Annotated in this window: 10 protein-coding genes; all 10 read right to left on the bottom strand. The window is 60.6% G+C overall.

Annotated features, from left to right (window positions below):
* Positions 1 to 8: 8 nt before the first annotated feature.
* The 10 genes from ABIB45_RS11810 to ABIB45_RS11765 all read right to left on the bottom strand — a co-directional run bounded on the left by ABIB45_RS11810 (position 9) and on the right by ABIB45_RS11765 (position 26,635).
* On the bottom strand, positions 9 to 5,465 hold the full coding sequence (locus tag ABIB45_RS11810; RefSeq protein ID WP_354216046.1) for a PDDEXK-like endonuclease domain-containing protein: 5,457 nt from the start codon (positions 5,463 to 5,465) through the stop codon (positions 9 to 11).
* A 190-nt stretch (positions 5,466 to 5,655) separates the two neighbouring features.
* Entirely contained in the window at positions 5,656 to 8,067 is a 2,412-nt protein-coding gene (locus tag ABIB45_RS11805) for a HelD family protein (RefSeq protein WP_354216045.1), read from the bottom strand.
* 99 nt (positions 8,068 to 8,166) lie between these two features.
* Entirely contained in the window at positions 8,167 to 9,405 is a 1,239-nt protein-coding gene (locus tag ABIB45_RS11800) for an McrC family protein (RefSeq protein ID WP_354216044.1), read from the bottom strand.
* Positions 9,405 to 12,416, bottom strand: a complete 3,012-nt coding sequence (locus ABIB45_RS11795) for an McrB family protein (protein WP_354216043.1) — start codon at positions 12,414 to 12,416, stop codon at positions 9,405 to 9,407. The genes ABIB45_RS11800 and ABIB45_RS11795 overlap by 1 nt, the downstream gene beginning before the upstream one ends.
* A complete protein-coding gene (locus tag ABIB45_RS11790; RefSeq protein ID WP_354216042.1) occupies positions 12,413 to 13,669 on the bottom strand; it encodes a hypothetical protein in 1,257 nt (418 codons plus the stop codon). Before ABIB45_RS11790 ends, ABIB45_RS11795 begins: the two co-directional genes overlap by 4 nt.
* Positions 13,581 to 16,475, bottom strand: coding sequence for an Eco57I restriction-modification methylase domain-containing protein (locus tag ABIB45_RS11785; protein ID WP_354216041.1), 2,895 nt, complete (start codon positions 16,473 to 16,475; stop codon positions 13,581 to 13,583). The genes ABIB45_RS11790 and ABIB45_RS11785 overlap by 89 nt, the downstream gene beginning before the upstream one ends.
* Complete coding sequence (locus ABIB45_RS11780; protein ID WP_354216040.1) at positions 16,472 to 19,333, bottom strand: DUF8741 domain-containing protein; 2,862 nt, start codon at positions 19,331 to 19,333, stop codon at positions 16,472 to 16,474. Before ABIB45_RS11780 ends, ABIB45_RS11785 begins: the two co-directional genes overlap by 4 nt.
* Positions 19,334 to 19,374: 41 nt before the next feature.
* On the bottom strand, positions 19,375 to 24,510 hold the full coding sequence (locus ABIB45_RS11775) for a DEAD/DEAH box helicase family protein (protein ID WP_354216039.1): 5,136 nt from the start codon (positions 24,508 to 24,510) through the stop codon (positions 19,375 to 19,377).
* A gap of 155 nt (positions 24,511 to 24,665) precedes the next feature.
* The gene (locus ABIB45_RS11770) at positions 24,666 to 25,325 is read right to left on the bottom strand and encodes an RloB family protein (protein WP_354216038.1); all 660 of its coding nucleotides are present in this window, start codon (positions 25,323 to 25,325) and stop codon (positions 24,666 to 24,668) included.
* A complete protein-coding gene (locus ABIB45_RS11765; protein WP_354216037.1) occupies positions 25,325 to 26,635 on the bottom strand; it encodes an AAA family ATPase in 1,311 nt (436 codons plus the stop codon). The genes ABIB45_RS11770 and ABIB45_RS11765 overlap by 1 nt, the downstream gene beginning before the upstream one ends.
* Between the last annotated feature and the right edge of the window lie 215 nt (positions 26,636 to 26,850).

Genomic DNA, 26,850 nt, shown 5'->3' with positions numbered 1-26,850 from the left:
ATTAACGGCTACTGCGTCGTCTCGTAGGACCCGTCTGGCCTGCGGACGCAGTACCCCTTCTTGGTGGATCTTAGAAGGCTCCGCTGGAGGGCGGTTTGGATGTCCGGGCCCCGTCTTGCCCACCCAAATACGTTGCGTACGGCGATAAGAAGCTCTTCCTCCGTAATCACGATTGCGTCGGCCACCACGAGCCTGACGGCTTCATCAAACTCTTCCGGCGGAATCGACCCGGCCTTCCGCAGGTCGGCAGTTTCGGTTGGACGTCGGACATTGACCGCATCTGCACCGTCAACCCGGATGAAGCCTTCCTTGTCCAGCTTGACTTTCATGCCGCTGACTTTTGCCAGCGATAGCGCACGCTCGACATTTGCCCGAGCACGTGATCCTATTCCCCCGGTTTCCCAGTGCTCGCGCAATCGGGAGTTAAAAGTATCAACGTGGAGCGGGGCTTCAACGCTCACCACGTGGCCAGCGTACTGAATAAGGTCGGTGAGAGCGTCGGCATCTCCTGGCTGATACCAATAACGATGGGCTGGGCGAGACGCTGCTGCGTACGGCACAGTCCACGCAGGAGGCGCCGAAAGATCGATCTCCTCGTATTCCATAGGCTCCGGCACCTCCGCCGGGCCAGAAATGGCCGGGACGACTTTCTGACCACGAAGGGCAGCATCGAGCGCGACCTTTAGCGCCACCTCCTGCGTAGCGCGGTCCCGGTACCAGCTAAGGCCCCAAATGCGGTGGATTTCCCACCCCAGGCCACGCAAGACGGACTCCCTGAGCCGATCACGGTCGCGTGCGCTTTTCGCGGAGTGGTAGGCGGCCCCGTCACACTCGATGCCAAGCATGAACGATCCTTCTTTGTCAGGATGGCGCACACCGATATCAATTCTGTATCCCGCCGCTCCAACTTGGGAGACGGCGTCATATCCCCACGATCGGATAACCCGCAGGACTTCTTCTTCGAACGGACTGTCAGCCTCGCCGGCCGTTCCGGAGATATCTGAGGCCAAAGCCACGCGACCTCTGGCTGCGAAATCGAGATAGTTCTTCAGGTGACGGTTGCCTTCGGAGGCTCCGTCGGTCATGTCTCCCGCGTAGAAGGAACTGACAACCTCCACCCGACGTCGGGCTCGCGTGATTGCAACATTAAGTCGCCGTTCACCGCCTTTGCGCGTTAGCGGGCCGAAGTTCATGGTCAGCTTGCCCAACTCATCCGGGCCATACCCAACACTGAAAATAATGATGTCGCGCTCATCGCCCTGAACGGATTCGATGTTCTTGACGAAGAATCCGTGGAGTCGATCGTGATCTTCCATCAGCCCCGCAAGGAGCGGCTCATGCTCCGCACGGCGTTCAATGGCCTCAGAGACGGCTTCCGCCTGTTGACTGGAAAAAGTCACTACGCCAAGGGAGAGGTCCGAGTTAAGGCGTCTGTGTTCAAGCACTCGGTCAACGACGCGCTCCGCCTCAACGGGATTCCGGCTTCCGGCGCCACGTTGATAAACGCCACCAACGAACTCGTGGTGAACGCCAAGATCGTTGGCCTCATGCGTGGCTCCAGGAAAGGTGTTGAGTTTCCCCTCGTAAATCCGATAGTTCGAATAGGTGATGAGGTCCTCGTGCAGGCTCCTGTAGTGCCATGACAGTGGCAACGAAACCATCGCACCGGATGCCTTGCAGAGATCCAGAACGCTGTCAAAATTGTCAGGCTCGTCCTCATCATCCGTTTCGATGTCCGCTGAAGAAAAGAAGGACGTCGGCGGAAGCTGTTTCTGGTCTCCCGCAACTATCAGCTGTTTGCCTCGGTAGATGCAGTTCACCGAGTCGGCGGGCATAACTTGCGACGCCTCGTCGAAGATGACGACGTCGAATTGGATGGTAGGCGGAAGGTATTGGGAGACCGATAGTGGGCTCATCATGAAACACGGTTTGAGCGCCTGGACGATCGAACCGGTTTCTTCAAGTAACCGCCTGATCGGCTTGTGCCGTGATTTCTTATTCGCCTCGTGAGCAATCACCGCAGCCGGGCCCGCGTTGGTTCGTGGACGCCGAGCGACGCAAGCTTCCACGATGGCGCTGTGGGCGTTGCTTACGAGACGTGAATCCAAATCTTTGAACTGTTCAAGCAAGCTCTCCCTGCCAGAGGCTCGGTGTTCGGAGAGCCTGCTGTCGCCTTCAATAACTTGCTCTGCCCATGGCTCCAGCGCAGCGCGTTCCACAGCGGGAACCACATGGGATGAAGGTGCGCGAGAGTCTCGAAGCGACGCCAACGTCACCGAAACGCCGCCAGCGCTCAGCGTTGAAAAGAGCTTCCTATATTCAAACCAGATATCAGCATCAGAGGCTGTATCGGCGCCCAAGTCAGCCAGGAGCTCTTCTGCGTCTTCGAGGTCTCGGTCCAGATCTGCCCTCAGCTCAGCCGAGCGCTTGGGGTCGAAGAAGGCGACGAGTTTGTCCCTAGCTTCGAGCCATTTCGTGTGGTCTTCCGCCAGGTCGACGTTGGCGGCTTCGAATTCCTCTACGAAACGAACTGCGTCTTCGTCGATTGGACCGCCTGTAGCCTTCCGCACCGAGGTTATCCATGCGTGGTCTGCGCGCAGTGTCGCCCAATCTGTGCCCCGAGGCCGGTAGCGCGGGCCTAATGCCTCCATGTTGGCTGGCGCGGCCTGAGCCGCGGCGGCCTCCGTTTGCGCCAAGTCGCTGATCTGGCCGAGTACGGTGCCTGCGGCAGAGAGCGTCGTCATCTCTCCGAGAATTTCTGACAATCGTGTGCGTAGGGGCCTCGCAGCCGTGAAATTCTCCCCAGCCTCGACAAGACTTCCGTGAAGCGCACCCAGAGGGACGTCGCCAACCGATTCTAGGAACTTCTCGTTGAAGAGTGCACCTGTGTCGCGGCCGAAGCGCGCGACCATGCCGGCGACGTCCCGCGCGAGTGGAATAAGCTCCGCATCAGGGGTGCTGGACCGGCTGAGCTGACGGGCCAGCGCAGAAGAACCAACATCGTCGCCTGCCAATTTGATGGCGGATCTAGCGACTTCGAGGGCCTGGGCGATTCTCGTGAAGTCAGTTGCGACGCCCTGGTAGTAGCTGCCAAGGCGGGGACCGTATTCAGGTTCGTTGGCCGACAGGTTTTCTTGAGCCGTCTGCCACGCCAAGGCGTCGCCGAGCATTGCTATGACTTCTTTGTTCACAACGCCAGCAACGGTGACCTCGCGAAGGGCCTTCTTGTCCAGCCGGGCCTGTTTGCTCCACAGCTTAAGACCCCGATGTTGAGTTTCGAAGCGAACCCTCAGCCCGTTGATGTCGAGCGACAGTATGTCCGGACGGTAGACCGCCTCCATCGCAGCCTGGCGCTCTCTCACAACCGTCGACAGCTGCCCCAAGACGCGTGCACTCTCGTCCAGGGCGCCCTGCACACTCGGGTTGATCCAATGGGACTCGGGCAAACTCCCGCCCTGGCTCAACTCCGCAAGAGAGGAAAGTGCTCGGCACTTGTTCAGCGTTAGGGCCTCGAGTTCCAGGTCGAACAGACGGCCCAGTTCCTGGGCCTTTTCCATAATGGAACTGACTTGATCCGCCGCCGCCGAGGCACCTTGCTCAGTGCCGTCGATCTGACCGAGAGTGAGCTGGTTGAGAGGACGGCTGTAGATTTTTGAATCGCGTTGGAGGAATTCGCCGAGTGGGACCTGAAGGTCTTTGTCGCTCCTGCTCCATCGGTCAGCGCACGCTTGGCGCACCTGGTCTTCCTTGGCGTTCAACAAGTTCTCGTCTGACTGAAGCTTCTCTATCTTGGTCAAGAGCGGACCCAGCTTGGCGGTCGAGAACCAAGTTCGGGGCACTTGGCGCCGGTCCCGAAGCAATGAGGTGAGAAGTGTCCTGGACTGGACGCCGGCAACATCCAGTCCGGCTGACCAAAACGGCACTTGGGCATCAAAGAGGCGGACCGCCCGGAGAAGGCATTCCGTGGCCTGGGACAGGGTGCTCACGGCAGTCTCCAGCTCTTTGACCCGGGCCTGCGTTAGTCCATCGCCAGCAAGCCCACGCCACGCGAAGGACTCCCCTTCTTCAGCTGGACGCCAAACTTTAGACAGGGACGTTGCTGCCATGTGGAGTTCTGCCAAAAGGTCCGCCGAAAGCGATCCAAGTACATTGGGATCGCCCGTCGGATATGCATCAAATTCCGCCAGTTGGGCGAGCCTACCCAGGACGTCGTGGAGGCTTCGACCGAGCGGCCTGCGGATCTCGTTCATAGCATTGGCGTGGTCGGTCAGCCGTTTCCGGCTCTTAGCGAGCTGGGAGCGGTCCGTATCCGAGAACGAGTTCTTCGCGATCGGCCGGCGAGTCAGCTCTGCGTGGAGTGTTTGAACAACTTGCTTACGGGTGGCCTTGTGGCTGTGCAGTTCCAGAAGAAATGGGTCTAATTGCCGATGCGTCAATCGATCGCGCACCACATCCAGCGCGGCAGCTTTTTCGCTGACGAAAAGTACAGTCTTCCCCGTCGCCATGAGCTCAGCAATGATGTTGGCGATTGTCTGACTCTTGCCGGTGCCGGGAGGCCCGTCCATGATGAAGCTTCGGCCCTCCCGTGCGGCCAGTACACATTTTCTCTGGCTGCCGTCGGCGTCGAGGATGCTGTGTAACTTCTCAGGCGCCAGATGAGAATCCAGATCCTCATCGGCTACAGGATCAAAGGAGAAATCCGACGAATTCGGGGCGTCCGGGCCGAGCGCCATCAACTGGATCATGCCATTGGCGACGATCTTCGCCTCGTTCTGCTCGAGGTCGCGGTACATAGCCTCCTTGTGGAAACTGAAGATGGACATCACAACTCGATCATCGACACTCCATTCTGGTTCGTGCGAGACCGCTCGTCGAACTCCGGCAAGGACTTTTGAAACAACCAAATCGTCGACTTCAAACTCAGGCAGGTCGACGGCGAAATCCCGACTGAGCTTGAGTCCGAGCGCTGAATTCAGTGCCGGCTCGTCCTCCGTTCGCCGCAGCACATACTGCTGGCCTTCCTTCACGAGCCGGACTGGCACCAAAAGCAGAGGACTTGAGATCTTCTTGGAGTCGGCGGGATCTACCCAATTGAGCATGCCGTAGCCCAGATACAGGGTCCAAACTCCTCGATCGGCGTACTCCTGTTCTGAACGTTGATGGAGGCGCTTGGACGTACTGAGGATTTGCGCAGTCGTCTTGGCCGCAATCCTTAGAGTTCGGGGTCCCCTCGTAGGCAGACCGATTCCCGCGGCGGACTCTTCCGCGTCACGCTCCGCCGGCCCAATGCTTTCGAGGATCACATCGCCGTCGTTGACAATGGCTTCGACGTCCAAGCAACCAGGTTCAACTACTTCAAACGTCCCACTCTTAGGATGCTGGAAGTAGACCAGTCTCTGACGCCTGTCGATTGACAGCAAGTCGTCCCGCCACCGCTGCATCTGCAACGCGAGTTTCTTGTCCAAGACGCCTTTGGCTGTCGACACCAGTTCCCCTGCCTTCCGACCGAGTCGGAATGTCTGCTGCATTTCTTACATTGTCGAAACCGGCGGGCTTCGATCATTCACTGCAGAATATCTGGGCCCGTGACCGTATTTGACCAGCGAGTCGGAGAAGGCCGTGAATGGTTAGCCACTCGATACAAACCGGATCGCGTCAGTCGTCGTCCAGCTTCATGCGCGCCAATTCCTCCAAAACAGCAGGAATCAGCTTGGCTGGTACGTTTTCGCTCAGCTGTGTGGAAAAGAACTTCGCCCAGTGGGCGGCCATTGCTTGCTGCATACCGTCAAGGCTCGCCATTTCGTTCTGTACAAGAGCCTTTTCAACATTCCCTCCGCCGGCAGCCGTGTCCGCCGGCGCTATATCGGCCGGGACCGGGAGGACCGACTCATTGATCGGCGAACCACCCTGCTGCATCGGTTCGAAGTTCACGGTCCCCTCGTATGGATCTTGGGTAGTCGTCGACACGACTGGCGCATCGACACCCTGCGTTCTTCCATCTTTCGGAGTGTCCGAACGTTGCTCTTCCTCGCCACCGAGAATCGAAGGCAGGGATCCCAACGGATAGATGACGTCCAGATGGGTCGTCGTCCGAGTCAACGCAATGTACAGCATGCGTTCACCGTGCGGCATTTCCAGAATGGCCGCCGGATCCACAACGATCACGGCATCAAACTCCAGGCCCTTTGCGTCCTCCGGGGTCACCAGGTTGATCGCTGTGGAGAGTTCTCCTTCTGTCGACTCGCTCCACTGCAGATCGTCCGCTTGGAAAGCCTCCCGAAGGCCCGCCCAGAGATTCACGGGGGCGACCACGCCCACGAAACGACCCCGTCCACTGTGCGTAAACACTGTGCGGGCAACTTCCTCCGTCAGCTCTCCGGTCGGAACTCCCACAAATCGTGGAGCGTACTCCACGTCTCTCAGGATTCTAGGCGGCGTGACGGAAGGCGCAGCGGACTGCAGGATCGGCAGTGCCACGTCAAACACTTGCTTCGGGACTCGGTAGCCGTGCTCAAGTTCTGCGATCTGCGAAGCCACCGGACCGGAGATTCCTTCTCCGAGGGTGGCGGCGATGTCGTCCCACGAGTCCCGCGAATAGGGGCCGGTAGACTGCGCGATATCGCCTACCACGGTCATGGAGCCGTTCTTCGATCGACGGCGAATCGCCCGGAGCTGCATCTTCGACAGATCCTGGGCCTCGTCCACGACGATGTGCCCATAAGTGCGGGGCGCTTCCCTCATCGCAGCTTGCGCCTCGTCCAGCAGCGCCAAGTCAGCCATGGTCCATGGTTCGTCCGAGACCTTCTCCGCCTGCTGACGATAGACCAATTCCATCTCGGCCGGTGCCAGGTGTCCCTCGGCGGCCCGCTTCATCCTTTCCTTCGAACCGAGAAGGTCCCTGAGGAACTGCTGCGGAGTGATCTGCGGCCAGATTTTCTCAACTTCCGCATCGAGGGCTCTGAGATCCAGGAATTGTTCAGGAGACACTTGGCGGATGTTGCCCAGCTGCGGCGCGCAGAGTTCAACCAGCCTCTGCCGAAACCTGCGGCGTCCATCAGCAAATGAGTCGAATTGAAGGTTCTGCAAGACTTCCGCAACACTGCTCGCGGGCAATGAAATCGTCAGGACCGTATTGCGGCGCTGAATCCGGATGTCTGCGGACGGCACCCGAATTCGCTGCTTGAGTGCCTTCTCCAAGACCTGACTCATTCGAGCCGAACCCTTCACGGTGGCCACGGCGGGGCTGTCCCTACCGATCAGCTGGACGTCGTTGGACAGCAGGTTCTGAAGTGCCTGCTGGACCACGTCGCCGTCTCCCAAGTCTGGCAAGACCCGCCGGATGTACCGTGTGAACGTAGGGTTGGGTCCGACCACCAGGACGTCTTCCGGCGGCAGTTCGTCCTGGTAGTTGAACAGCAGCCACGACACCCGGTGAAGCGCGACGGCGGTCTTGCCGGTTCCGGGGCCGCCCTGAATGATCAGGAGTTGATCCTTATCCGCTCTCACCAACTTGTCCTGCGCGGCCTGGATTGTCTTGACGATGTCCGTCATCTCCGACCCACGCTTGCGGGTCAGGGATTGGAGCAGGGCATCCCCTGCGTAGCTGTGATCGTCGAGTTCGCTGACGGCCTCTGCCAACGCTTTGTAGACGATGTCCTCGAAGCTGACGATCCTGTTTCCGGGTGCGTCAAAGATTCGTTTGCTTCGCAGTCCCATGGGATTATGCACGGATGCCTGGTTGGCCACTGCAGCGGCGGGCGCCTGCCAGTTGATAACCAGCAAGTCCTTTTCATCGTCGAAGATGGCGACCTTACCGATGTGGAGCTTGTTGCCGTCCTCGTAGTCGATGCTGGTCAGCGCCACGGGGTCGTCGGGCGAGGCAACTTTACGTTTTTCCATGGCGTTCTTATATGCCCGGCGCTCGACGGGCGTTCCGGCCGAGGCGCCTGCCATGGACCACGCGCTGTTCTGGCCGTCACGGTGCTGCTTGGCCCTGTCAAAGAAGGCCTGCTCGAGTTGCAGTTCAGATGTCTTCGACAGGTTCCCGACGCCGGTGTCCACGCTCACTATTTCCCCCAGTTTTGTGGCCCCCAGGGCCGCGCTATGTAACTGATAATAATGTATCCGCGATCACAGACATTTATGCGACCGGTTCCAGCCAAGGACCTATGACGCGCATAGCGACGCGTTTTTCTCGCTGACACGCCATTTCTCGAATGCCGCGACCGACAGCTTCTGCACTCGCGCCAACAGGTCCTCCGGCGATTGCGAAAGGTCGATGGGGTATTCCACAACTGAAACCACTGAGTTTCTAATACGACGCACCCGGGCCTGCCCTGGTCCTGCATAGATAAGCCACGCCGTCTTGACGTCCAGCGCAGTGCAGTAGGCCAGCATTTGGTAGTGGTCAGCGTTTGGGTAGGCGCCGGACGGGGATGCTGCTTTGTACTTGGCGTCGAAAACCATCGCAGGAATTCCATCGATGGAGTGGACGAAGTCGACCAACATTCGGACTCGGTCACTTCGGCGCCTGATGGGCTCCGCCACGTCTAGGAACGCCTGATACTGCCCGACGGTCTCCCCCGGATACCTGTCGAGCGCCTCCTCCAGCGCTGTCGTCATGAAGTCTTCAAACACGGTGGTCATATTCACCACAAACGAGGCGACAGAATGCGTCCCGAGCCCGGCCTCCGCGGACATGTTCCGCAGGATGATCTCTGCCAGCCGAAGCGCCGGTACGTAATGCGCGTTAAGCCGGGATTCCTTCCACGCCGGCAGCGGCGCCCCGGCTCGCAGCTCCGACACTCCGTCCAGCTTGGAATCCAAGTGAGCCAGTCGCCAACGCACGTCGTCGGAGAGCCTCGGGACCTGCATCATCAACCGGAGCGCAGCCCGCAGAATACGGTTCTCGGCGATGTCCACAGTGAAGTCGTCGAACGCAACTTCCAGCGGCAAGAGCATGCCGGGACGACGAGTCATCTGGTCGCCCACCCGGATCCGCCCACGGACGGTGCGCAGCGCCTCCTCAACGTGGACATACCCGCTGAGCGAACCGCGTTCCAGCGCCCGCAGGCCCTGGCGGACCAGGGATTCGCCAAGGGCAGCGAAGAGATCGGTGTCTTCGACACCGGCAACGTCCTCGGGCCGAAACCCCGGGTTCGTGGCATATCCGAGCAGGAAAAGTAGCCGGCTGAGACCGACTTTTTCTTTGGGTTTGACCTCAACCAGCAAGTTCCCGACCTGGACCGCCCCAACCGTTCCTGTCGGCAGCACGGTCCACCTGTCGCCATGGGCTGGCAACACGGCGACGAGCCCCGTGTCCCGGAGCATCGCGGCGACTTCCCGCTCTAGCTCGACGGGGTCCGACGATGTCTGCAGCTCGTCCAGGACGATGTTCTGCAACATCAGCGGGGCGTGACTTCGGATTCCGCAATGAGTTGCCCGAGTTCGTCCTGTCCCTCGGGAACCGACTCGCCAGCGCCGAGCGACAAATCAACCGGCCCAACATCAGCGCCGGCTTTCCTCCTCATGGCCGCCAGTCCGAACTTCTCCCGGACCTGGTCCCGTTTCAGGCGCCCAAAGTACTGTTCCTCCAGCAGGGGCAGCAGCTCGTACTTCCAGATTTCCTCGAGCCCCTCATCGGTTTCGGCGTGCGGCTTCATGAAGTAAGACGGCCCAATCATCAGGTCGCGGTTCGTGTCCTCAATCTCGTTGTTTAGAGCGTTGAGGAGATCTGCCCGCAAAGAAGGCTTTCCGTTCTCCTTGAGGAAGCGTTCCAGCAGCCCCGAAATCATGCCGTCCTGCGGGTGCAACTCAATGAACGCAAATCGACGCCGAATGGCCGCGTCCACCATCGCGATGGATCTGTCGGAGGTGTTCATCGTGCCGATGATGAACAGGTTGGGCGGCAGGGCGAAGACCTTCTCCGGGTTGTACTGGAGGTTGATGCCCTCGTTGCGGTACTCCAGCAGGTAGTACAGCTCGCCGAAGATCTTGGCGAGGTTGCCGCGGTTCATCTCATCGATGATCAGAAAATACGGCTTGTCGCGGTTGCCCTCAGATGCCGCTTCGTCGGCGATACGCCGCAGCGGACCCGCTTCGAGGCTGAATGCCACGTTTCCGTCCTGGTTTTTCGCCGGCCGGTAGCCCTCAAAAAAGTCTTCGTAGGCGTAGGAAGGGTGGAACTGGACCGTCTTGACGTGGTCGGAGTGCTCCTCCCCCGCCAGGAACTTGGCGATAGCAGTTCCCAGAAAGGTCTTGCCGGTTCCAGGAGGTCCATAAAATACGATCTGCTGCCGGGTCTGGAGGAGCCGGATCACCTCCTGCAAGTGCTCCTGGTCCACGTGCAGCTTTCGTGCCAGTTCTGGCGTGGCTTTCTTCAAGCGGGGTACGACGGCGATTTGCGGCAGGGGTGCCACAACTTCCGTCTCGTTGTCGGGGTCAGCTTCCACACCGAACCAGACCGTGATGATGGAAAGTGCTTCGGTAAGGTCCACGACTGACCCTTGCTCGGCCAGCAGCCGCGGCAGGGGTGCGGGCATGTCTTCATTGCTGATCGGCGTCTTCTGCCACGCGACAGCGCGTCGCAAGCGGGATGTCGCGTCCTCGACGTAGTGAGCCTCCCCGGTCACGACGCCTAGATAGAGACCATCTTCGAAGGCGGTGAGGACGAAGTCGTCCACTTTCATGATGCTGAGGAAGCGATGGTATTCCATGGCACGGAGTTTGCGCTCCGAATATTCGATGTGCTGGTAGCCCTTATTGATGGCCGCCTGTATTTGGCTCAGGTTCGATCCTGGCGTGGGTGACCCAAGGTGTTGCGCGGGGGTGGACACGAACCCGTCTTCAAGCCACGGGTGCAGCATGGTCGTCCCTGCCTGGCTCTGCCTGACCAGCCATGCCCGCTGTCCGGAGTCTTCCGCGCCTGCCCGCCACTGGCTCAGATAGGGCTCGCTGTACCATTCCACGAATTCATTCGAGCTGCCCTGTTGGACGAGCCGAATGGCGTGGAGATCTTTGGCAATGGCGGCCTCGTCGTTCTCGTTTCGACCCGTTGCACCGCCAATGACGCCTGCAAATGCGTGCCAAATCTCTGTCCGGTGGTCCCGCTTTACAACAGGGGGCAAGTATCCCGGCCACACGATGTAGTCCACGCTGTAACGGATCATGGGGCGGTCATCGGGGACTGACTGGGTGATGTCGCGAAACGCCCAAGGGTCCATAAGTGCGGCTTCAATCAGGCTCATTGGTTGTGTCCCTACATGCTCAACGAGCCGAGAGAGCCATTTCATGTGCTCTGCCACTTGGATGTTGAATCCGACACCGCCGTGGAAGGCGCCTTCGACATCCAGACCCTCCTGAAGAAGCGACGGCAGCGATACGGCGTCTCCCTCAATCCACGAAAGTATCTTGTTGATCCTGGTCGTCTTTGTTTGCCCACTTACATTCCAGAGCGGCAGCACCTGCAAATAGGCCAATTCCGCTGCCAAGAGAACCACGCCACGGCCACCCCCCTGCAACTGCCGCTCAAACTTGGCCATGAAGGTTCCGGGGCCGACGTCGAGCTCGCTTCTTCTTGCCAGCTCGCGAGCGTTCTCAACTGTCCACGTTGGCGTTGCGCCGTCGATGGCGGAAGGCGCGCTGCGAAATCCGCTCTCGAGGATCAGTCGCCCTGCGGCTTCGAGCTGGGGAGCTATCGTGGCAGCAGGAGTGCTGAGATCGACCTCGGCAGCCGCGGCCTTGTCTCCGCGCCATTTACGGAAGTTCACAACGTCCTGGGAGGCCCATTCGTCCGTCGGATCGGCGTTCATGACCGTCCACATGATGCCCTGGGCCTCCAAGCGGTCAAAGTTACCGAGGCCCGCAAGAGCCAGCTCCGACCGGAGCTGATCCAGGACGTCCAAGAACGCGTCATAGCGTCCTTGCGGAGTCCGTACGGCGTCTTTGTAGTCAAAACCGATGATGTTCCAGAACAGTCGGACCGCTTCCGGACGGTACGGCGGGAACTCGGTCGGATCCACAGCCATAAGCAAGACAGAACCCACTCCGGTGGCGATGCCCTGGGAAAGTTCTCGAGAGTTCAACTCCTTAAGGCCGGCGACCAAGGCATTCATCTTCCCTGTATCGGGGGCCCCCGACCAAAAACTCGTCAAGAGGGCTTGCAGGCTCTGCGACGATGCATCATCCAGCTTGTCCATGGAACCAATGGTTCTGTAGTTGACGAGGTTCGTCGTCCGCAGGGCCCGAACAAAGTGTGGGTGCCATCCAGGATCCCCTGCCAGCAACTCGGTCCGCACGGCCGAGAGCTTTGCCGCAAGCTCTTTCTTGTAGTCGTTCTCCTCCGCGTGAAGGTCGACAGTTTCGATAAAGTTGCCGGCAAACTCGATGACCCGAGTCCAGTTCAAGTTCTGGGTCATGCGGAGAGCTCCTTGGCGGGGTGGCGGGGGCCTTGGCCGGGCAGTGGATTGAGTATCGATTCGAAGGGGATCCCCGAGTCGATTGCTACTTGCATCGCGTCGTAGGCCTCGAGGATCAGGCGTTTGGTTCGGTACTCTCCAGCGGAACGAACTTCATTCTTCGTGAGCGTATTGAAGCTATCCAAAATCTGCTCTGCAGATTCTCTACCTACGTCATATAGATGCAAGAATCCTGCATCTATTTCCGCCAACATGGATTCTCGACGAATCAAATTCCACTTGAAAGGAGGCCTACGGTCCTCCAATTCTTGCGCGAATGCATCGACGGAGTATGACGTGTAGCTCAATTCGAGCACCCTGCAGGACACCCATTCCTCAATAGTCTCGGCCGTATTCCAACCACACTCCCGACCAAAGACCGTCGGCTCCAAGATGGGAAGCTGCTTCACATACGAGTAGGTTAGGTGGAGACCTGCCACCTTCTGTCTCGCTGCAAAGTCAACCACGATGCTGTTTAGCAGGGCGAGCAGCAGATGCCTTTTTTTCCCGAAGAACAGTGGGTACGTATGTCCCGTTGGACTGAGTGGAAGAATTGACGCAAGTATTGTTCGCTCATTGGTTGCGCTGGTTACGTCCGAGAAACCCGTCAACCAACCGACATTAATGGCTGGCATCTTGTGATCAGCTATCCATGAGTTAGGAAGGGCTTCTCGATTTGCATCCACATGGAGTTCATCCGACAAATATCTCGGCTGATTTTGCCGTTTGTCGGCGGTCAAGCTCTTCACCACATCAGCATCTCTGTGGTCATAGCGGTCCAGCATCTTGGCCTCGTACAGCGGCAGCATCTTCTCCAGCTTCCCGCCAACGGCCCGTTCGAAGACGTTGCCCTTCAGCGTCCAGCCGTCGCCCTCCAGCAGCTCGCGGGTGTGGAAGAGGTGTGAGTCGTTGGACATGTGGAACATTGTCATGAACGAAACCCCCCAGGGATTGCCGTTGACGGGATCGTTCTCGTTGATGAGGACCGGGACGCGCCGGTAGATGCCGAGCGTTATTTCTGCGTCGCGGCGGGTACGGAAGATGGGCAGGGTGCCGGTGTTCGGGTTGATGAGCTTGATCTCGTCGGGGCTGAGCTCAAACTCGGAGACAGCAATGGCGGCCGGGTCATGCAGGAAGAACGCGAAGGACGCCACTTCTTCCTTCGCCAGCCGTCCGGCCATCGTCAGCAGGCAGAACTTGAAGCTTCTGTGCACGCCCTCGAACAAAGGCCCGGGCGTTTTCGAAGTCGTACAGCGCCGCGATGGTGCTGGTATCAACCAGGTCCTTGAAAAAATACTGGGTGGTGGCGTCCGTGGCAATGCCCGTCGGGACGATGACGCCGGAGCGTCCGTGCGGCCCGGTCAGGCTCCGGAAAAGCTCAGCAAAGACGGCGTAAGTGTTGACGTCGCCGCGGCCGTTGAAGGGGTACCGGCCGGACGTGCGCATGCTCGCGCTCTGACCTTCCGCGTTGCGCTTGGCGGCCAGGAACTCGTTGTGGAGGATGGGGTCGTCCTCCACGAGCCTCTTGATGAGCCGAGTCCGTGCGGCGGCGTTCGGTGCCTTCGCAATTTCTTCGTTGCGTGCCGCGAAGAACTCCTGTTCCTGTAGCTTGACCCGCTCCCAGGGCGGGTTGCCGAGCATGCAGGAGAAACCTCCGGGCCAGCCCTCGTCTCCGACATCTTCGCCGGATTCAGGGTCGCCGAAGACTTCCGGGAATTCCAAGTGCCAGTGGAAAAAACGGTACTCATCGGCCAGTTTGTGAATCTCAGCCACCGTCTCGGCGTATCCGGCAGCCTGGCCGGAGTCGCCCAGCTGCCGGACGATAGATGAGGTGGGCGGCTCGGCCTCGCCAGCTTTCAGGGGCCAGACGAAGGCTGCGCACCAGGCATCCGCGTGGAGCCTCTTCTGCTCCATGGCCGCGGAGTGGTCGAAGGCGTCGTAGGCCTTTGCTCGGGACCGGGCCTCCCCGGCGCTCGCAACGGGTTTGACCAGTTCGCGGCGCTGGCTGATCAGCTGCGCGACAGCCGACTGCGTGCCGCCGAAGCTGAAGGCGTCCTGCCCCAGCGAGCCAAAGAGCTTGTCCGCCTTCCGGGTGTTCTCGGTTTTGTTCCACTTTTTGGCCACCGCCGCGAACTTCTTGTCATCGCCCTCCAAGACCGAGAAGGCCCCCTCGGGTACGCCGCCGGCGAGCAGCGCAGGCGTGGTTCCCAGCAGGCTGTTGCCGATCTTGATCCGTGCGTCCAGGAAGCCCAGCGGTTTCCCGGGTTGCATGGCTTCCAGCCACAGGGACACCTTGGCAAGCTCGGCGGCGAGGTCATTCATGTCCACGCCGTAGATGCAGCGTTCCACCACGTCATGCAGCGCACTCTGCACCTCGCCCGGTGTGGGCTCGTTATCGCCGGCGCGCACCTCGGCCAGGCGACGGGCAATCCGCCGGGCGGCGGCCACCAGGAAGCCGCCGGAGCCGGAGGCCGGGTCGCACACTGTCAGCGCAAGAAGCCGGGCCTCGGCGTCGTCCCGTCCTGTCGCACCGTTCACGGCCTGGTCCAGCAGCGGGTCCAGGGTTGTGTCCAACAGCGCGGACACCAGACTCGGCGGGGTGTAGTAGGAGCCGGTGGTCTTGCGCTCGTTCCCGGCCAGGTGCGCAAGTTCAAAGGACCGCGTCTCGGTATCGACGCGGGGCACCAATTCCAGCAAAGATTCGTAAACGGAGCCCAGTTCCTCGGCCCCGAGGTGTCGGTAGTCAACCGGCTGCAGACGACCGGTCTTTCCAGCCACCCAGCCCAGGCCGCGGATGGCTTTCAGGAAGTCCTGGTTTGCCAACTCTGCACCCAGCAGGAGGTCGTCACGAGGTTGGGCTTCCAGCCGGAGGGCCCGGGGGTCAGGGTCAAAGAGTCCGCCGAGAGCCGGCAGGCTCACGGCAGCGAGGCCGTCGCCGCCCAGGGCGCCCAACACGAGTTTTTGGGTACGCCACAGGTCCGGGTGCGGGCCTCCGTCGCGTGTGCGGGACATCTTCCGCAGTCTTTGTGTCGAGAAATAGGTCTCGTAGCGGTGGCGGGCCTCTGTGGTCGCCGCCGGATCGAGGAGTGCGCCGCGATCCTCCACGACGAACAAGAAGAGCAGGCGGTAGGCAGTGCGAAGGAGTGCCTTGTGGAAGTCGCGATGGCTTAGATCCCCGGAATGCAGGGCATCGACGAGCCAGCGGTTATCCGGGTGGCGCAGAAAACCCGAGCCCAGGCAGCCCAGAGCTTTCTCGACGCCGGCACCTAGCTTGTCGAGGGCACGAGCTCCGGCCTCGACGGATTCACCGCGCCAGAGTTCCAGCCAGCAGTCAGACGGGGGCGCTGCGGAGCCACCGCGCTTGTCCAGTCGGGACTGGTGGCAGAGTTGCCAGAACAGCTGGAACTCGGAATAGAGATCCGACTCGAAGATGGTCTCGAGATCGAACTCGATGTATGCGGAGCCTGCCAGCGCGGTGGAGTCCCGCAGGAGACGGAGCCTGAGGCCGTTGCTGAGAATGGCCCAGAGGTAAGTGTCCTCACGGTTCAGGAATTCCTGCATCATCGCCTGGGGCGCGCGCCGGGCCGCACCTTCAATCTTCGGGGTGCGCTTGTCCAGGTCCACGCCAGGGCCAAGCAAGTGTATGGGCACGGACTCCCAACGGTGCGAGACGGGGTACGCCTCGCCGCCGATCGTCAGGCCGCCGGGGGTCGTCGGAACCTGCCCATAGCCGAGTTCGCGAAGTAGCACCAGAAGCCACTTCTGCCGGGCATCACCGGTGCCGGCGCCTTGCCCGTCCGGGCGTTTGGCGGCGTCCGATTCGCGCCATGCGCGCCAGGCACCCTGAAGGTACATCCACGTCCGTGAGGCCGCGTCACGGACCGTTTCCGTGCCGGCAAGGTGGAAACTGGCCGGAGCCATGCTCCTGGCATCATTGACTTCCCCGGCCTGGATGCGCCCCAGCAACGAGGGGGGAACGACTCCTCCGACGACGGTGATGGCTTGGAATGCCGCGCTCATTTGGTGCCTCCGGCCGGGCTGTAGACGTAGACGCCCAGGATGTCTGCGGGGAGATTCGGTTCGACTGTGAGGCCTCGGATGCCAAGCTGGCCGGCACGGTCGCCACGGGCGGCGATCCTGACCTCGCGGTGGGCATCACGGATTTGTTCAGCTACCTCGCGGGCTTTCTGGTCCAGCTGGTCCTTCAGCTGGTCGAGGGAGCCGAGGATGGCGGCCATCATGTTCGTGACATCGCCGGCGTTCGCGTGCGGTCTGGCCTGGAGCAGCGCTTCGACGGCTTCTTCCGGGAGCCAGATGGGATTCTGCGGGCTGCCGCTAAAGGCCAGTACGCGGGCCTCCTCTGCCATGTCTGTCTTGTCGCCGAGCCGTGCGGGAAGCACCAGTTTGGTGCGGAAGCGGATCAGGAGGGCCACGGTAAGTTTGTCCACCGCGTTGGTTTTGATGAACCCGCAGCGGCGGGCCGGGCGTTCCTTGCCCGTGAGCTGCGCATCAAGAGCGGAGTTCAGGACGTAGTTTGCCGCGGCAGCGACGACGGGGTCCGTACGTACCAGCACTGAGGTGTGGTGCGGGGCCGGGAAGTCGTTGACGAAGCGGATCTTGGAATCCGAGCCCAGGGCGTTGCGGATGCCCGGCACAGCCGCTGTCAGCTCGGCCACAAGCCCATCGGGAGTGGTATCGACGTGCGCGCCCGTTTCTTCGAGGGCTGCTTTCACAAAGGCCGCGACGTCGTCGGGGTCGCCTAGGCTGCGCCGGGCTGCGTCCACGACTGTCTGCACTTCTTCCGGGCGGATGGCATTCTGCGCGAAGCGCGAGCGGCTGAGCTTCTCCTGTTCCGCGCTGCTTCGCCATTCAGCGTCCAGTTCCTCGGCTTCTGGGGTGAGGCTGAACAGCTCCAGCTGATCCCCGTTCTTGCCGCGCATCATGATGCCTTCCAGGAGGGCGGACAGGATCTGATCGCTGCGCGGCGGGACGGGTACGCTGATGCCCAGGTCCCGGCGAATGCTCTCATGCTTGCGCAGCAGAACATCAAGCACGATGCCGTCAATTCCGTTGTCATCACCGTAGACGGTGAGGGCGCGGACGGTTTCCGAGAGCTGTCCGAACCGGTCCACCCGCCCTTCGCGCTGTTCGTGACGGGTGGGGTTCCAAGCGAGGTCGTAGTGAATAACGGCTTGGAAGCCGTCCTGCAGGTTCACGCCCTCGGACAGGCAGTCTGTGGCCACCAGCACCTTCGGAATGTCGCCGGCGCGTTCCGCCTGCGCAGCGATACGAGCGGCGCGTTCCTCTGAGGGCAGTTCACCGGTGACTACCTCGACGTCGAACTTCCTCTTCCCAACCTCCCGCAGGTACTCCGAGACGTAGTGTGCGGTTGGGATGAAGCGGCAAAAAACGATGGGCTGGAAGCCCTCGGCAATGAGCGCTCGGATGCGCTTGACCAAAAGCTGAAGCTTGGCGTCCTGCCCGGGGTTGGCCTGAAGCTCCCCCGCTGTCTTGAGGAACGAATTGAGCTGACGTTTTTCCCACGACGTTTCATCCGATGCATCCGGCCGGGAGCCGGGCACGACGTCGATGCCTTCGCCGCCGTCGTCCTCCACCTGGTCCATCACTCCAGCCATGCCGCGCTTCTCTGCCGCGGCGTCCGATTCAGAATCTTCAGCCACTGCGCGGGTGTTCAGGGTTGCGGCGGCGGACGCCGGCGAGGAGGCCATAGCGCGCAGCAAGGACAGCGCGGACCACCATCGGATCCTCTGGTCACGCTTGGTGCCGGAGGTATCCTGCACCTGGCCGCGGACGTAGTTCAGCACTGCGTCGAAGAACGCCCGGTGCTCCGGCGAAAGCTTGTAGGCGACCTCGACTGTCTCCCGGTCGCTGGGGAACTTGGTGTCCGACTTCAGGTAGCTGCGGATGTCCACGCGGCGGCGCTGAACCATATGGTCCGCGAGTTTGCGGCGGCCCGCCTCGGTGGAGAGGTCCACAGTCTTGAGACTGTTATCCAGCAGGCCGATCAGGTTGCGGAAGGCACCGTCGTTGCCGCTGTGCGGCGTTGCCGTCACCAGCACGAGGTGACGGTCCGGATTGTCGGCCAGTCCTCGCACCAGCTCGTACCGCTGCGTGCGGCCGACACCGCCCTTGCCGGAATCATCGGCGGTGACACCGTGGGCCTCATCCACAATCACCAGGTCTGGTGCGGTCCGCATGAAGTCGTGGCGCTTGGATTCGGACTTGATGAAGTCAGTGGAAACGATCGTGTGTTTGAAATACTCAAAGATGGACTTGTCGTAGCCGGCTTCCCTCTGCAGCCGCTTCACTGTCCCTGGCAGGACCAGCTCGGCGTCAATGCCAAACTTCTCAGAAAGTTCCTGCTTCCACTGCTGGGCCAGGCTCGGCGGGCATAGGACAGCGAGTCCGCTGGCGTCGCCCTGAGCCAGGAGCTCGGAGGCGATCAGTCCAGCTTCGATGGTCTTGCCAATTCCCACGTCGTCGGCGACCAGGAGGCGCACGACATCCTGGCGGAGCGCCAGCAGCAGTGGGACGAGCTGATAGGGGCGGGGGCTCACGTTCAACCCTGCCAGGGAACGGAACGGGCCACCGCTGGAGCGGAACCCGATACGGAGCGCGTCGCGGAGCAGCCGGGCGCTGCGGTCATCGCCCAGGTCGGTTGCCAGCGGCAGACCGAAGGACGCCGGGTTCACTTCCTCGATGGAGGGGATGACTCCTGCGATGTCATCGGTCGTGCCGCCGAGGGGCTGGAGGACAAGGAAGTCGGGGGTGCTCTCGGGCAGAACCACCCATTCCCGGCCGCGGGCCGCTACCAGCGAGCCAACCGCAAAACTGTGCTCCGCCGTCGTACTAGTCACTCCACCACTCCAAACACGTTCGTGTGTCCACTAACAAATGCTTAGAAGTCTTCGTCCTGACGGCACCTGATGACGTTCCAGTTGCCGTACGTCAGTGCCAGGTCATCGACGGGAGGTCTGGACACGTCCTCCACAATCACGGCAATGCCCACCGACAACTTAGCGGTGTAGACGAAATCCACCACATTCCCCTCAATGCTGGGGCCGATTTCATCGGGCAGATTTCGCCCGTTCTGCAGCAGATAGTCCAACAGGCTTTGGGCCCGCGGGCTGGCCACAGTTCCGGGAGGCATAGCGTGCCTGGGTTTCTGCGTCGGTGCTGCGGCCACTGTGACCGCGCCGGACAACTGCATCAGCCGGTCTATTACGAGCCTCCGGTCGATGATTTCGTGGTCACGCTGGTTGCCGTAGGACAATAGGCACCGGTAGCAGCCACGGACGCAGCTGTTTTCCATGTCGTTGCCCGTAGCGGCATCGACGTGCAGAATTTCCAGCGCCTTGGCGGCGACCCTGGCCATGGCGTCCGGCTCGCTTTGCAGCCGGCGCAACACTCCGGCGCCGCCCTCCGCGGCCTCGATGAACAGCAGACGTCCCCGATCCTCACTGTCCGCGAGAAGCTCGCTGGAGAGCTCGGAGTCCTCCAGCTGGAACACGGCCTCGATGCCGCGTTCCATGGCGAACTGCATGGTGGTTGCTTCTGCGGGCGTCACGTTCTCCGCCCAGCGGACGACGGCGATGTTGCGGCGGTCCTCAACGTAAGGCGTCACCATTTGCTTCTTCTTGGACTGTTCTACGGTCATGTCATCCGCGTCGGTGGCCTCACCCGCATCTCCGGTATCCGCGGTGGCCTTCTTTTCCGACAGCCATTCGCCCGTGATGAGATCGAGCCAAAAGCCATGCCGATCCTGGTTGGCCCGGTTCCGTCGACCCAGGTTGGTCACCCGGACAGTCGCTCCGTCGCCGTAGTGCACTGAACCGATGACGGCGTCCCCGTTCAGCATCTGCGCATCGGAGCGGCCTGGCTTCTTCCCGTGGGGTGCAAATCGGTAGTTCGTGACCAGCTGGAACCCTTGGCGGTTGCGTTCCTCCTCGTCCGCGCTGATCCGTTCACGGCGCCGCGTGATGACGGACTGCAACTGCATCAGGTTTGACCAGCTGCCGGCCAGCGGTTCGTTGCACGACTCGCAGATGTCGAGCCCGGCCTCCCGCTGATGCAGGTACCCACAGGCGACACAGACACGGGCCTCACCGAGGACAACGTCTCCCACGCCCCCGCCGTCGGAGTCCCGCGGCAGGCTGACACGCTTCACCTGATACCGGGCGCCTTCATGGTAGATCAGCGAGTCCGGACCGAACTCGCTAATCGCCAGGAAACGCGAGCGTTGCAACCAGGTGCTGTTGTTGTCCTTGCCCCTGCGGATGCCAGGGATGAAGGCAGCCAATGGCAGCCGTGGGAACGAGTATCCCGGAAGAAAGCCTTCGGACGCCAAGTAACGCAGGGTGTAGAAGTCCGATTGGCCCTTGGAATCGCTGTCGTTAAGGAGGATTTCCAAGCGCTGCCCGGCCTCGCGGTGCCGGTTGGCCGCCATTTCCCGTTGCTTGGAATCGGTGGAGTGATCCTGGCTGGCCCGGTGCGCGGCGTCCTGCTCGGTGATGGCGCTCCGGTAAAGCTGACGCCACCTCTCACAGGCCTGATCGAAGTTGGCCAGAGCGGTGTCAATGACCGCATCGGACCACGATTCAGTCCACCACGACGTGTCCTTCAGTTCCCCCTCGATGCTCCGGAGGAGGACCTCTGCCGATGCCTTGGCGCGTTTGGCGGCCTGTTCATCAGCTAGGACAGATCTGATCTCGGGCTGAAGGGGGTAGCTCTTGTCTTCAAGCTTGAGAAGACCGCTCATGGACTTACCCAGACCCGAGCTGGTTGCGGCGAGAGCCTCAGCGAGCCAGATAGCGTGGACGTGTGACCTGATGAGGTCTTCGTTGGCGAAGTCCAACCTCGGCGGCTGGACTTGACCGGAAACCATGAGGTTAGAGCGTTCAAAGTAGTAGGAGTCATGAGGGCTGCCGGTGGCGCAGTAGGTCAGCACCAGGGCCGGCTGGCCCGAACGCCCCGCACGGCCGCTGCGCTGCGCGTAGTTTGCCGGCGTCGGCGGAACGTTGCGCATCGCCACCGCATTGAGGTCGGCGATGTCGACGCCAAGCTCCATGGTTGGAGAACAGAACAGCAGGGGAAGCTCCGCTTCGCGGAACGCCTGTTCTCTGGCTTCACGGTCTTCTGCACGTACCTGGGCAGTGTGCTCCGCCGCCTTGAGGCCGGCCAGCTCCTGTCCTTGTACCAGGTACAGGTCCTTGAAGAACTGGATAACACGGGGCTTCTGATCGGCATGATAGGTGCGTCGGAGCAGATCCGGGGCGCCATACTCGCCGTCGCCCTTCCTCAAAACCATGCTGGACAGTTTGAGCCGGTAGCCGGAGACCTTGCCGTCGATGACCTCGGCAATGAACCCGGTCTCGAGCAGTATTTGGAAGAGCGACGCGATGACTTCGTCCACCTCGGCGCGATTGAGCTTATTGCCGGGTGAGGCCGTCTTGGCTAGCCATCGGCCAAATGTTCCGTAGGAGGTCACGGGGAGAGTCGTCCGGTAAGCCATCTTCTTGGGCTCCGTGGTCACGAGCCCGACGCTGGCAGCAGATTCCTGCTCTGGCAAAGCCCAAATACCCGTCAGGAATTCCCGGCTGCGGTTCTTGACGCGGTCCAGCCAGTCCGCCGTCAGTTCCTCGGCGTCGATGGCAAGAACGCGGCGGAACTCATCCAGCAGAACCCGAATGATCTCCTCGCGCTTGCCGGGGTCCGCGTCCCGGAGCACGTAGTGAGCCTTTTCCCAGCGGCGCTCTTGTTCCGCCAGGTTCTTGGCGAGAGGGTAGTCCACTATCAGGAGACCTGTTTGTTCAAGGTTGGGCAGGGTGATCCGCCAACCGCGCTGCAAATCCCGCAGCGCACGGTAGGTCACCACCTCGTTCAGGGCCCGCTTGGTCGGTTTAGGGTCCAGCGGATCTTCGGTCCGCGCATAGTCGGACCAAGCCAGGCTGAGCGTCTTGATGATCGCATCGCCCAGCTCCATCGCGTCGACTCCGTCATCCCCGGCCGAAGCGACTGCGCGGTAGAGGGCAGAGCGAAGCTGGGCCACTTGGACGAAGTCGTTCAAATGGCCGGCCTGGAGGGACGCGTCCTGTCTGTTGTCCACGAAAGTCAGCAGTTTCTTAGCGCGCGGACTCAAATCGCTGCCGGCCTCTGACTTCAATAACTGCACGAGCTTCGTTGCGATCACGGTCATCGCGCTGCTGCGGCCCTCTTGGTCGAGCGTCACAACCTTGGAGAATTCACCGCTCCGGGCGGATTCATAGGTGACCTGGCAGTTCAGGCAGAAACCAAGGCTTCCCGGGACCCACGCGGCGAGCTGGCCATCGTCCTGGGTGTACTCGTTATCCCCGGCCGCTGCGCCGTCAGGCTGGACGCGGTAGCGCGACGGAATCCGCTTGCGTTTGGACTCGATGACTCGATTCCCAGACACCGCCTCGTTGAGCCAGGAGGCGGGGATACGGCCCGCCTCAATGGCCTGTTCCGGCCATTCCTGCTCAGTGGAGATGTACAGATACCCGTCTTGGCCATTGTCCGGGCCGCCGGTATCCTGCATTTTCAGTTCGTGCCGGGCGATAAAGCGTGATTCGCCGCCAGTTTCCGTCAACCGTGCCATGAGGTATTCCTGACCGCACTCGCGACAAAAAGCGAGGGGGTAGAGCCGCTTCTCCGCGCCTCCGACGGTCAGCTGGAAGTCGGTCTCGATGAGCCTCGTGTCCTCGGACTCCGCTGTGGCATAGAGGGAGCCGGCCTTGGAAATGAACTGGTGAAGGCGGAAGGCGAACAGCGGACGGTTGGTCTCAGTGTGCTTTGCCCTCGACCCCGCAAGGAGAGTCGCGCGGATAGCGGTGGCGCAGCTGCTTGCTGTTTCCCCGGTCTGCTTAGCCAGTTCCTCTGCGGCATGGGTGACGGTCTGTGGTTGTCTGCGGATGATCTTGCCGGATTCCTGCTCCGTTGTCAGGCCGAACGTGTCCTCAATCCAAGATGCCAGCGGATCTGAGGTCATCAGCGTGTATCCGCCGTCCAGCGTGGGGCTGCTGTACTCGGCGTCACCGCGTTCTCTCACGGCAGCCTTCAGATCCTGGTCCGATCGGTGCTGGTTGGTGGTCGCTTGGACCAGGGTCTCGGTCACCACGTGCTCCGGCGAAACAACGGTTCCAAAAATCCGGGAAGCGACCTCGGCGACGTCCCTCTGCTGCTGGGCGACTGTTCCACCGCTCGACATCGTGGCGGACGTGCCAATGCACTGCAGGGTGCTCTGAGCGTTACAAGCGTCCCGCAAGCGGCGTACGAGCATGGCGACATCGGCGCCCTGCCGGCCGCGATACGTATGTAGTTCATCCAGAACGAGGAACTGGAGACCGGAGGCCGCTCGGATGAGGGACTGCCGCTCCTCCGGCCGGGTCAGGACGTATTCGAGCATCACGTAATTCGTCAGCAGGATGTCCGGTGGGTTCTTCAGAATGTTCTCGCGGGCCTCGCCACGTTCCTGGCCGGTGTAGCGAGCAAACGTGACAGGCGGCTTTCCATCAAATCCGTTGTCGAGGAACTTGGATAGCTCCTCCATCTGGCTGTTGGCCAAGGCGTTCATCGGGTAAACGATGATGGCCTTGACGCCCTTACCCGTCCCTTCGCGGAGCACGCGGTCCACAATTGGAACTATGTACGCAAGTGATTTGCCGGAGCCCGTGCCCGTTGTTAAGACGTATGAAGCCTTCTTGGCGGCGATTTCAATGGCATCGCGCTGATGCTTGTGCAGCGTGATAGGCGCCGAGCCCCGATCGCCGGCGTCCTTCTTAGGCCTGAAAACGGCATCGCAGTCGGGGTGAAGGAGCCCACGCCGGACGAGCTCGTCTATGCGGCCGCCGGAGCTGAACGAGGGATTCAGGGACAGCCAAGGGTCGGGCCACTGCCGGCCCTTATCTCCGAGCTCGACGACGGCATCCTTAATCCGCGGGTCCTGGATGTCAACGAAGCCTTCCGTGAAAGACCGGTAGCCGGCGATCAGCTTTTCACGAATTCCGAACGCATCCACGCGTGTTCCCCCTGTTGACAAGACCTTTGATAGCTACATGGAAGCTTATCTGTCCGCCGACGCCGCTTTGCTAGGTGACATCCCCCTCTTATCGTGGGAACACTGCCTGAGCAGGGGCTTGTCGGCCCAGGGCTTGGCAACGAGTCCGCTACGGCTTAAATTGACAGGCGCGGATTGTCCGACGAAGCGCGTGCTCCATCGAGGAGGCGGCGGACCAACTCGTCAATGCTGGTACTGGGGTTGTCCATTGGGTGTGCCTTCCCGTCCCGAGCATGCATCTTTCTATTTTCGGAGGCGCGTCGTTCCGCGTCGTCAAACTTTCCCGCGATTTTCTTCGGATCGAGGGACTTGTCGGTCGCACCAGATTTCTCGCGCCATCGGACAGTCACATCTTTGGTCTCCACGAAGGACGAGTAAGCCTCAAGATGGAGCAAGAGCCACAGTTCAAAGCAGGGGTTGCTTATGGCCAGGGAGACTCCCTCATTCAGCGCTAGCTCGACGGCCGCGGGCAACTTTGCATGACGGTCCACGTCGACAGCTACCCACGTCTCGTCGAACTCCCCTGCGCTGCCGTAGGCTGCACGTTCCTTATCTCGCATCTCTATTGCTTTATTGACGAGTCTGAGCGGATCAACCTTTCCCGGAACGCATTTGACGTTCACTCCAAAGGAGCTCAATTCATTCTTGACGTACTCAAAGTACTGAGGTTCGCTGACCTCTCCCTCGGTGACGATAAGAATCTTGAGGTATTGAGGACGGCCCCCAGAAGACCTCGGTCGATTGCTGGTCGCCTTACCAAAGCTCCGTTTACCCATTAACGCACAGCCTCTGCATAGCCACTATCAGACTTGATCAGGGGCAGACCACCAAATCGGCCAGACATGTAACCTCGACGCAGGTTCTCATTGGGGCGGGGTTTGAACTCGCTAAAGGCGATTAAGTTGGTGCCTCCAAACTCGTCTTTTTGGGTGACCCAGACCTGGTCTCGGTCGAGGCTTCCCTGTGCAGATCCGCCTGGATCGAGCAGCGAGGCCTCATGAGTGGTAAAGATGATCTGCGCCTGTAATGGGTTGGTCGCTGGAGTTTGGAAGAGTTTAATCAGTTCCGCAACAAGCAGGGGGTGCAGACTCGTGTCGATCTCGTCGAAGACGCAAACGCCTCCGTCAGCTAAGGCGTCGAGCACTGCCTCCGCATGGGATAGCAAAGCCTGAGTTCCAGTCGACTCCGCCTCCAGGGGTAGAGTCTGGACGCGATCGCCCGCTTGGTGTTCAAAAGACAGAACGAACTTCGTGTCCGCCTGCCATCTGTCCAGAATTTCCTCGGCTCGCCTTTCACCCATACCGCCTTCAATTAGCCTATTTCTGATTTCCAGGCGGTCTTCGGGCGATTGAGCGTTGACTTCTATGTGGGCGCCTCGAATGCCAGTATCACTTACCTTGAGAATCTCTGTGAGGCGGCGCGTGAAATCGTCATCTTCATACATGCGTGCTGGTAGTTCGGTATGTGCCCCCTCGTAGGCAGAAGAGTTATACACCCGAATTTTGGTTGTAAAGAATGCAAAAACCTTCGTGAGAAATTCGTGCGCGTCGCTCGCAGCCGCGGAGAGGAAAAGGGCATTGGGACGTGTGCGCTTAGCTATAGACATATTCTGTCCCTTTAGAGAACGCCCAAAAGTCCAGTATTCATCTTCGTTTACTCCACGCTCGAATAGCACGGTCGGTTTGGTAGAGCGATAGACGTACAACCATTCGGTGACGAACTCGTCGGCATTCACCCCGAATCCGTACTGGTACCTTTCCCCATCCATCAAGAACTCCAGCTCGACCTCGCTTGTTTCCTGACGTGACCACTGGTCCAGCAGAAAGGGCTGGCGGTCGATCTTGGCCCCCGGCTCCCAGCCCTGAGACTTTCGGATTGCGTGAAGTACGAACTTCAGGGCCTCCACCAACGAAGTCTTACCCGAGGCATTCGCGCCGTAAATCGCGGCGACGGGAGTTACGAGCGGGTCCCACGTCTCATGGCCCGGGCCCAGGAAGTCGGGCGACACCGGCTTTGTGCGGCGAAGATTTAGTTCCTGCGCTTCGCGGATGGACCGGAAGTTTCTTACGCGTAGTGCGAGCAGCACGTTGGCTCCTTTGATGTAATAACGCACACAAGATGCACTCAAAGTATACGTCTGCGCATTTTTATTGCAAGATCTGCCTTTTGGATGCAGCAAGGTGTCCGCCGTGCATACGGGTGAGTTGAACGGCAACCTCTGTTGACGCGCTTCACACGGATGGAACCCGGAGTGCAGCTCCCGAGCACATGTGACTAGGTACCGGATCGAATGCTAAGAGT

Source organism: Arthrobacter sp. UYCo732 (genome assembly GCF_040547265.1).
GTDB lineage: Bacteria > Actinomycetota > Actinomycetes > Actinomycetales > Micrococcaceae > Arthrobacter.
This window is presented reverse-complemented; position numbering and strand designations above follow the sequence as displayed.

Coding starts and splice junctions, on each gene's coding strand:
- ABIB45_RS11800 (WP_354216044.1), bottom strand. CDS start 9,405: ATGTTGCAGAACATCGTCCTGGACGAGCTGCAGACATCGTCGGACCCC.
- ABIB45_RS11795 (WP_354216043.1), bottom strand. CDS start 12,416: ATGACCCAGAACTTGAACTGGACTCGGGTCATCGAGTTTGCCGGCAAC.
- ABIB45_RS11785 (WP_354216041.1), bottom strand. CDS start 16,475: ATGAGCGCGGCATTCCAAGCCATCACCGTCGTCGGAGGAGTCGTTCCC.
- ABIB45_RS11770 (WP_354216038.1), bottom strand. CDS start 25,325: ATGGGTAAACGGAGCTTTGGTAAGGCGACCAGCAATCGACCGAGGTCT.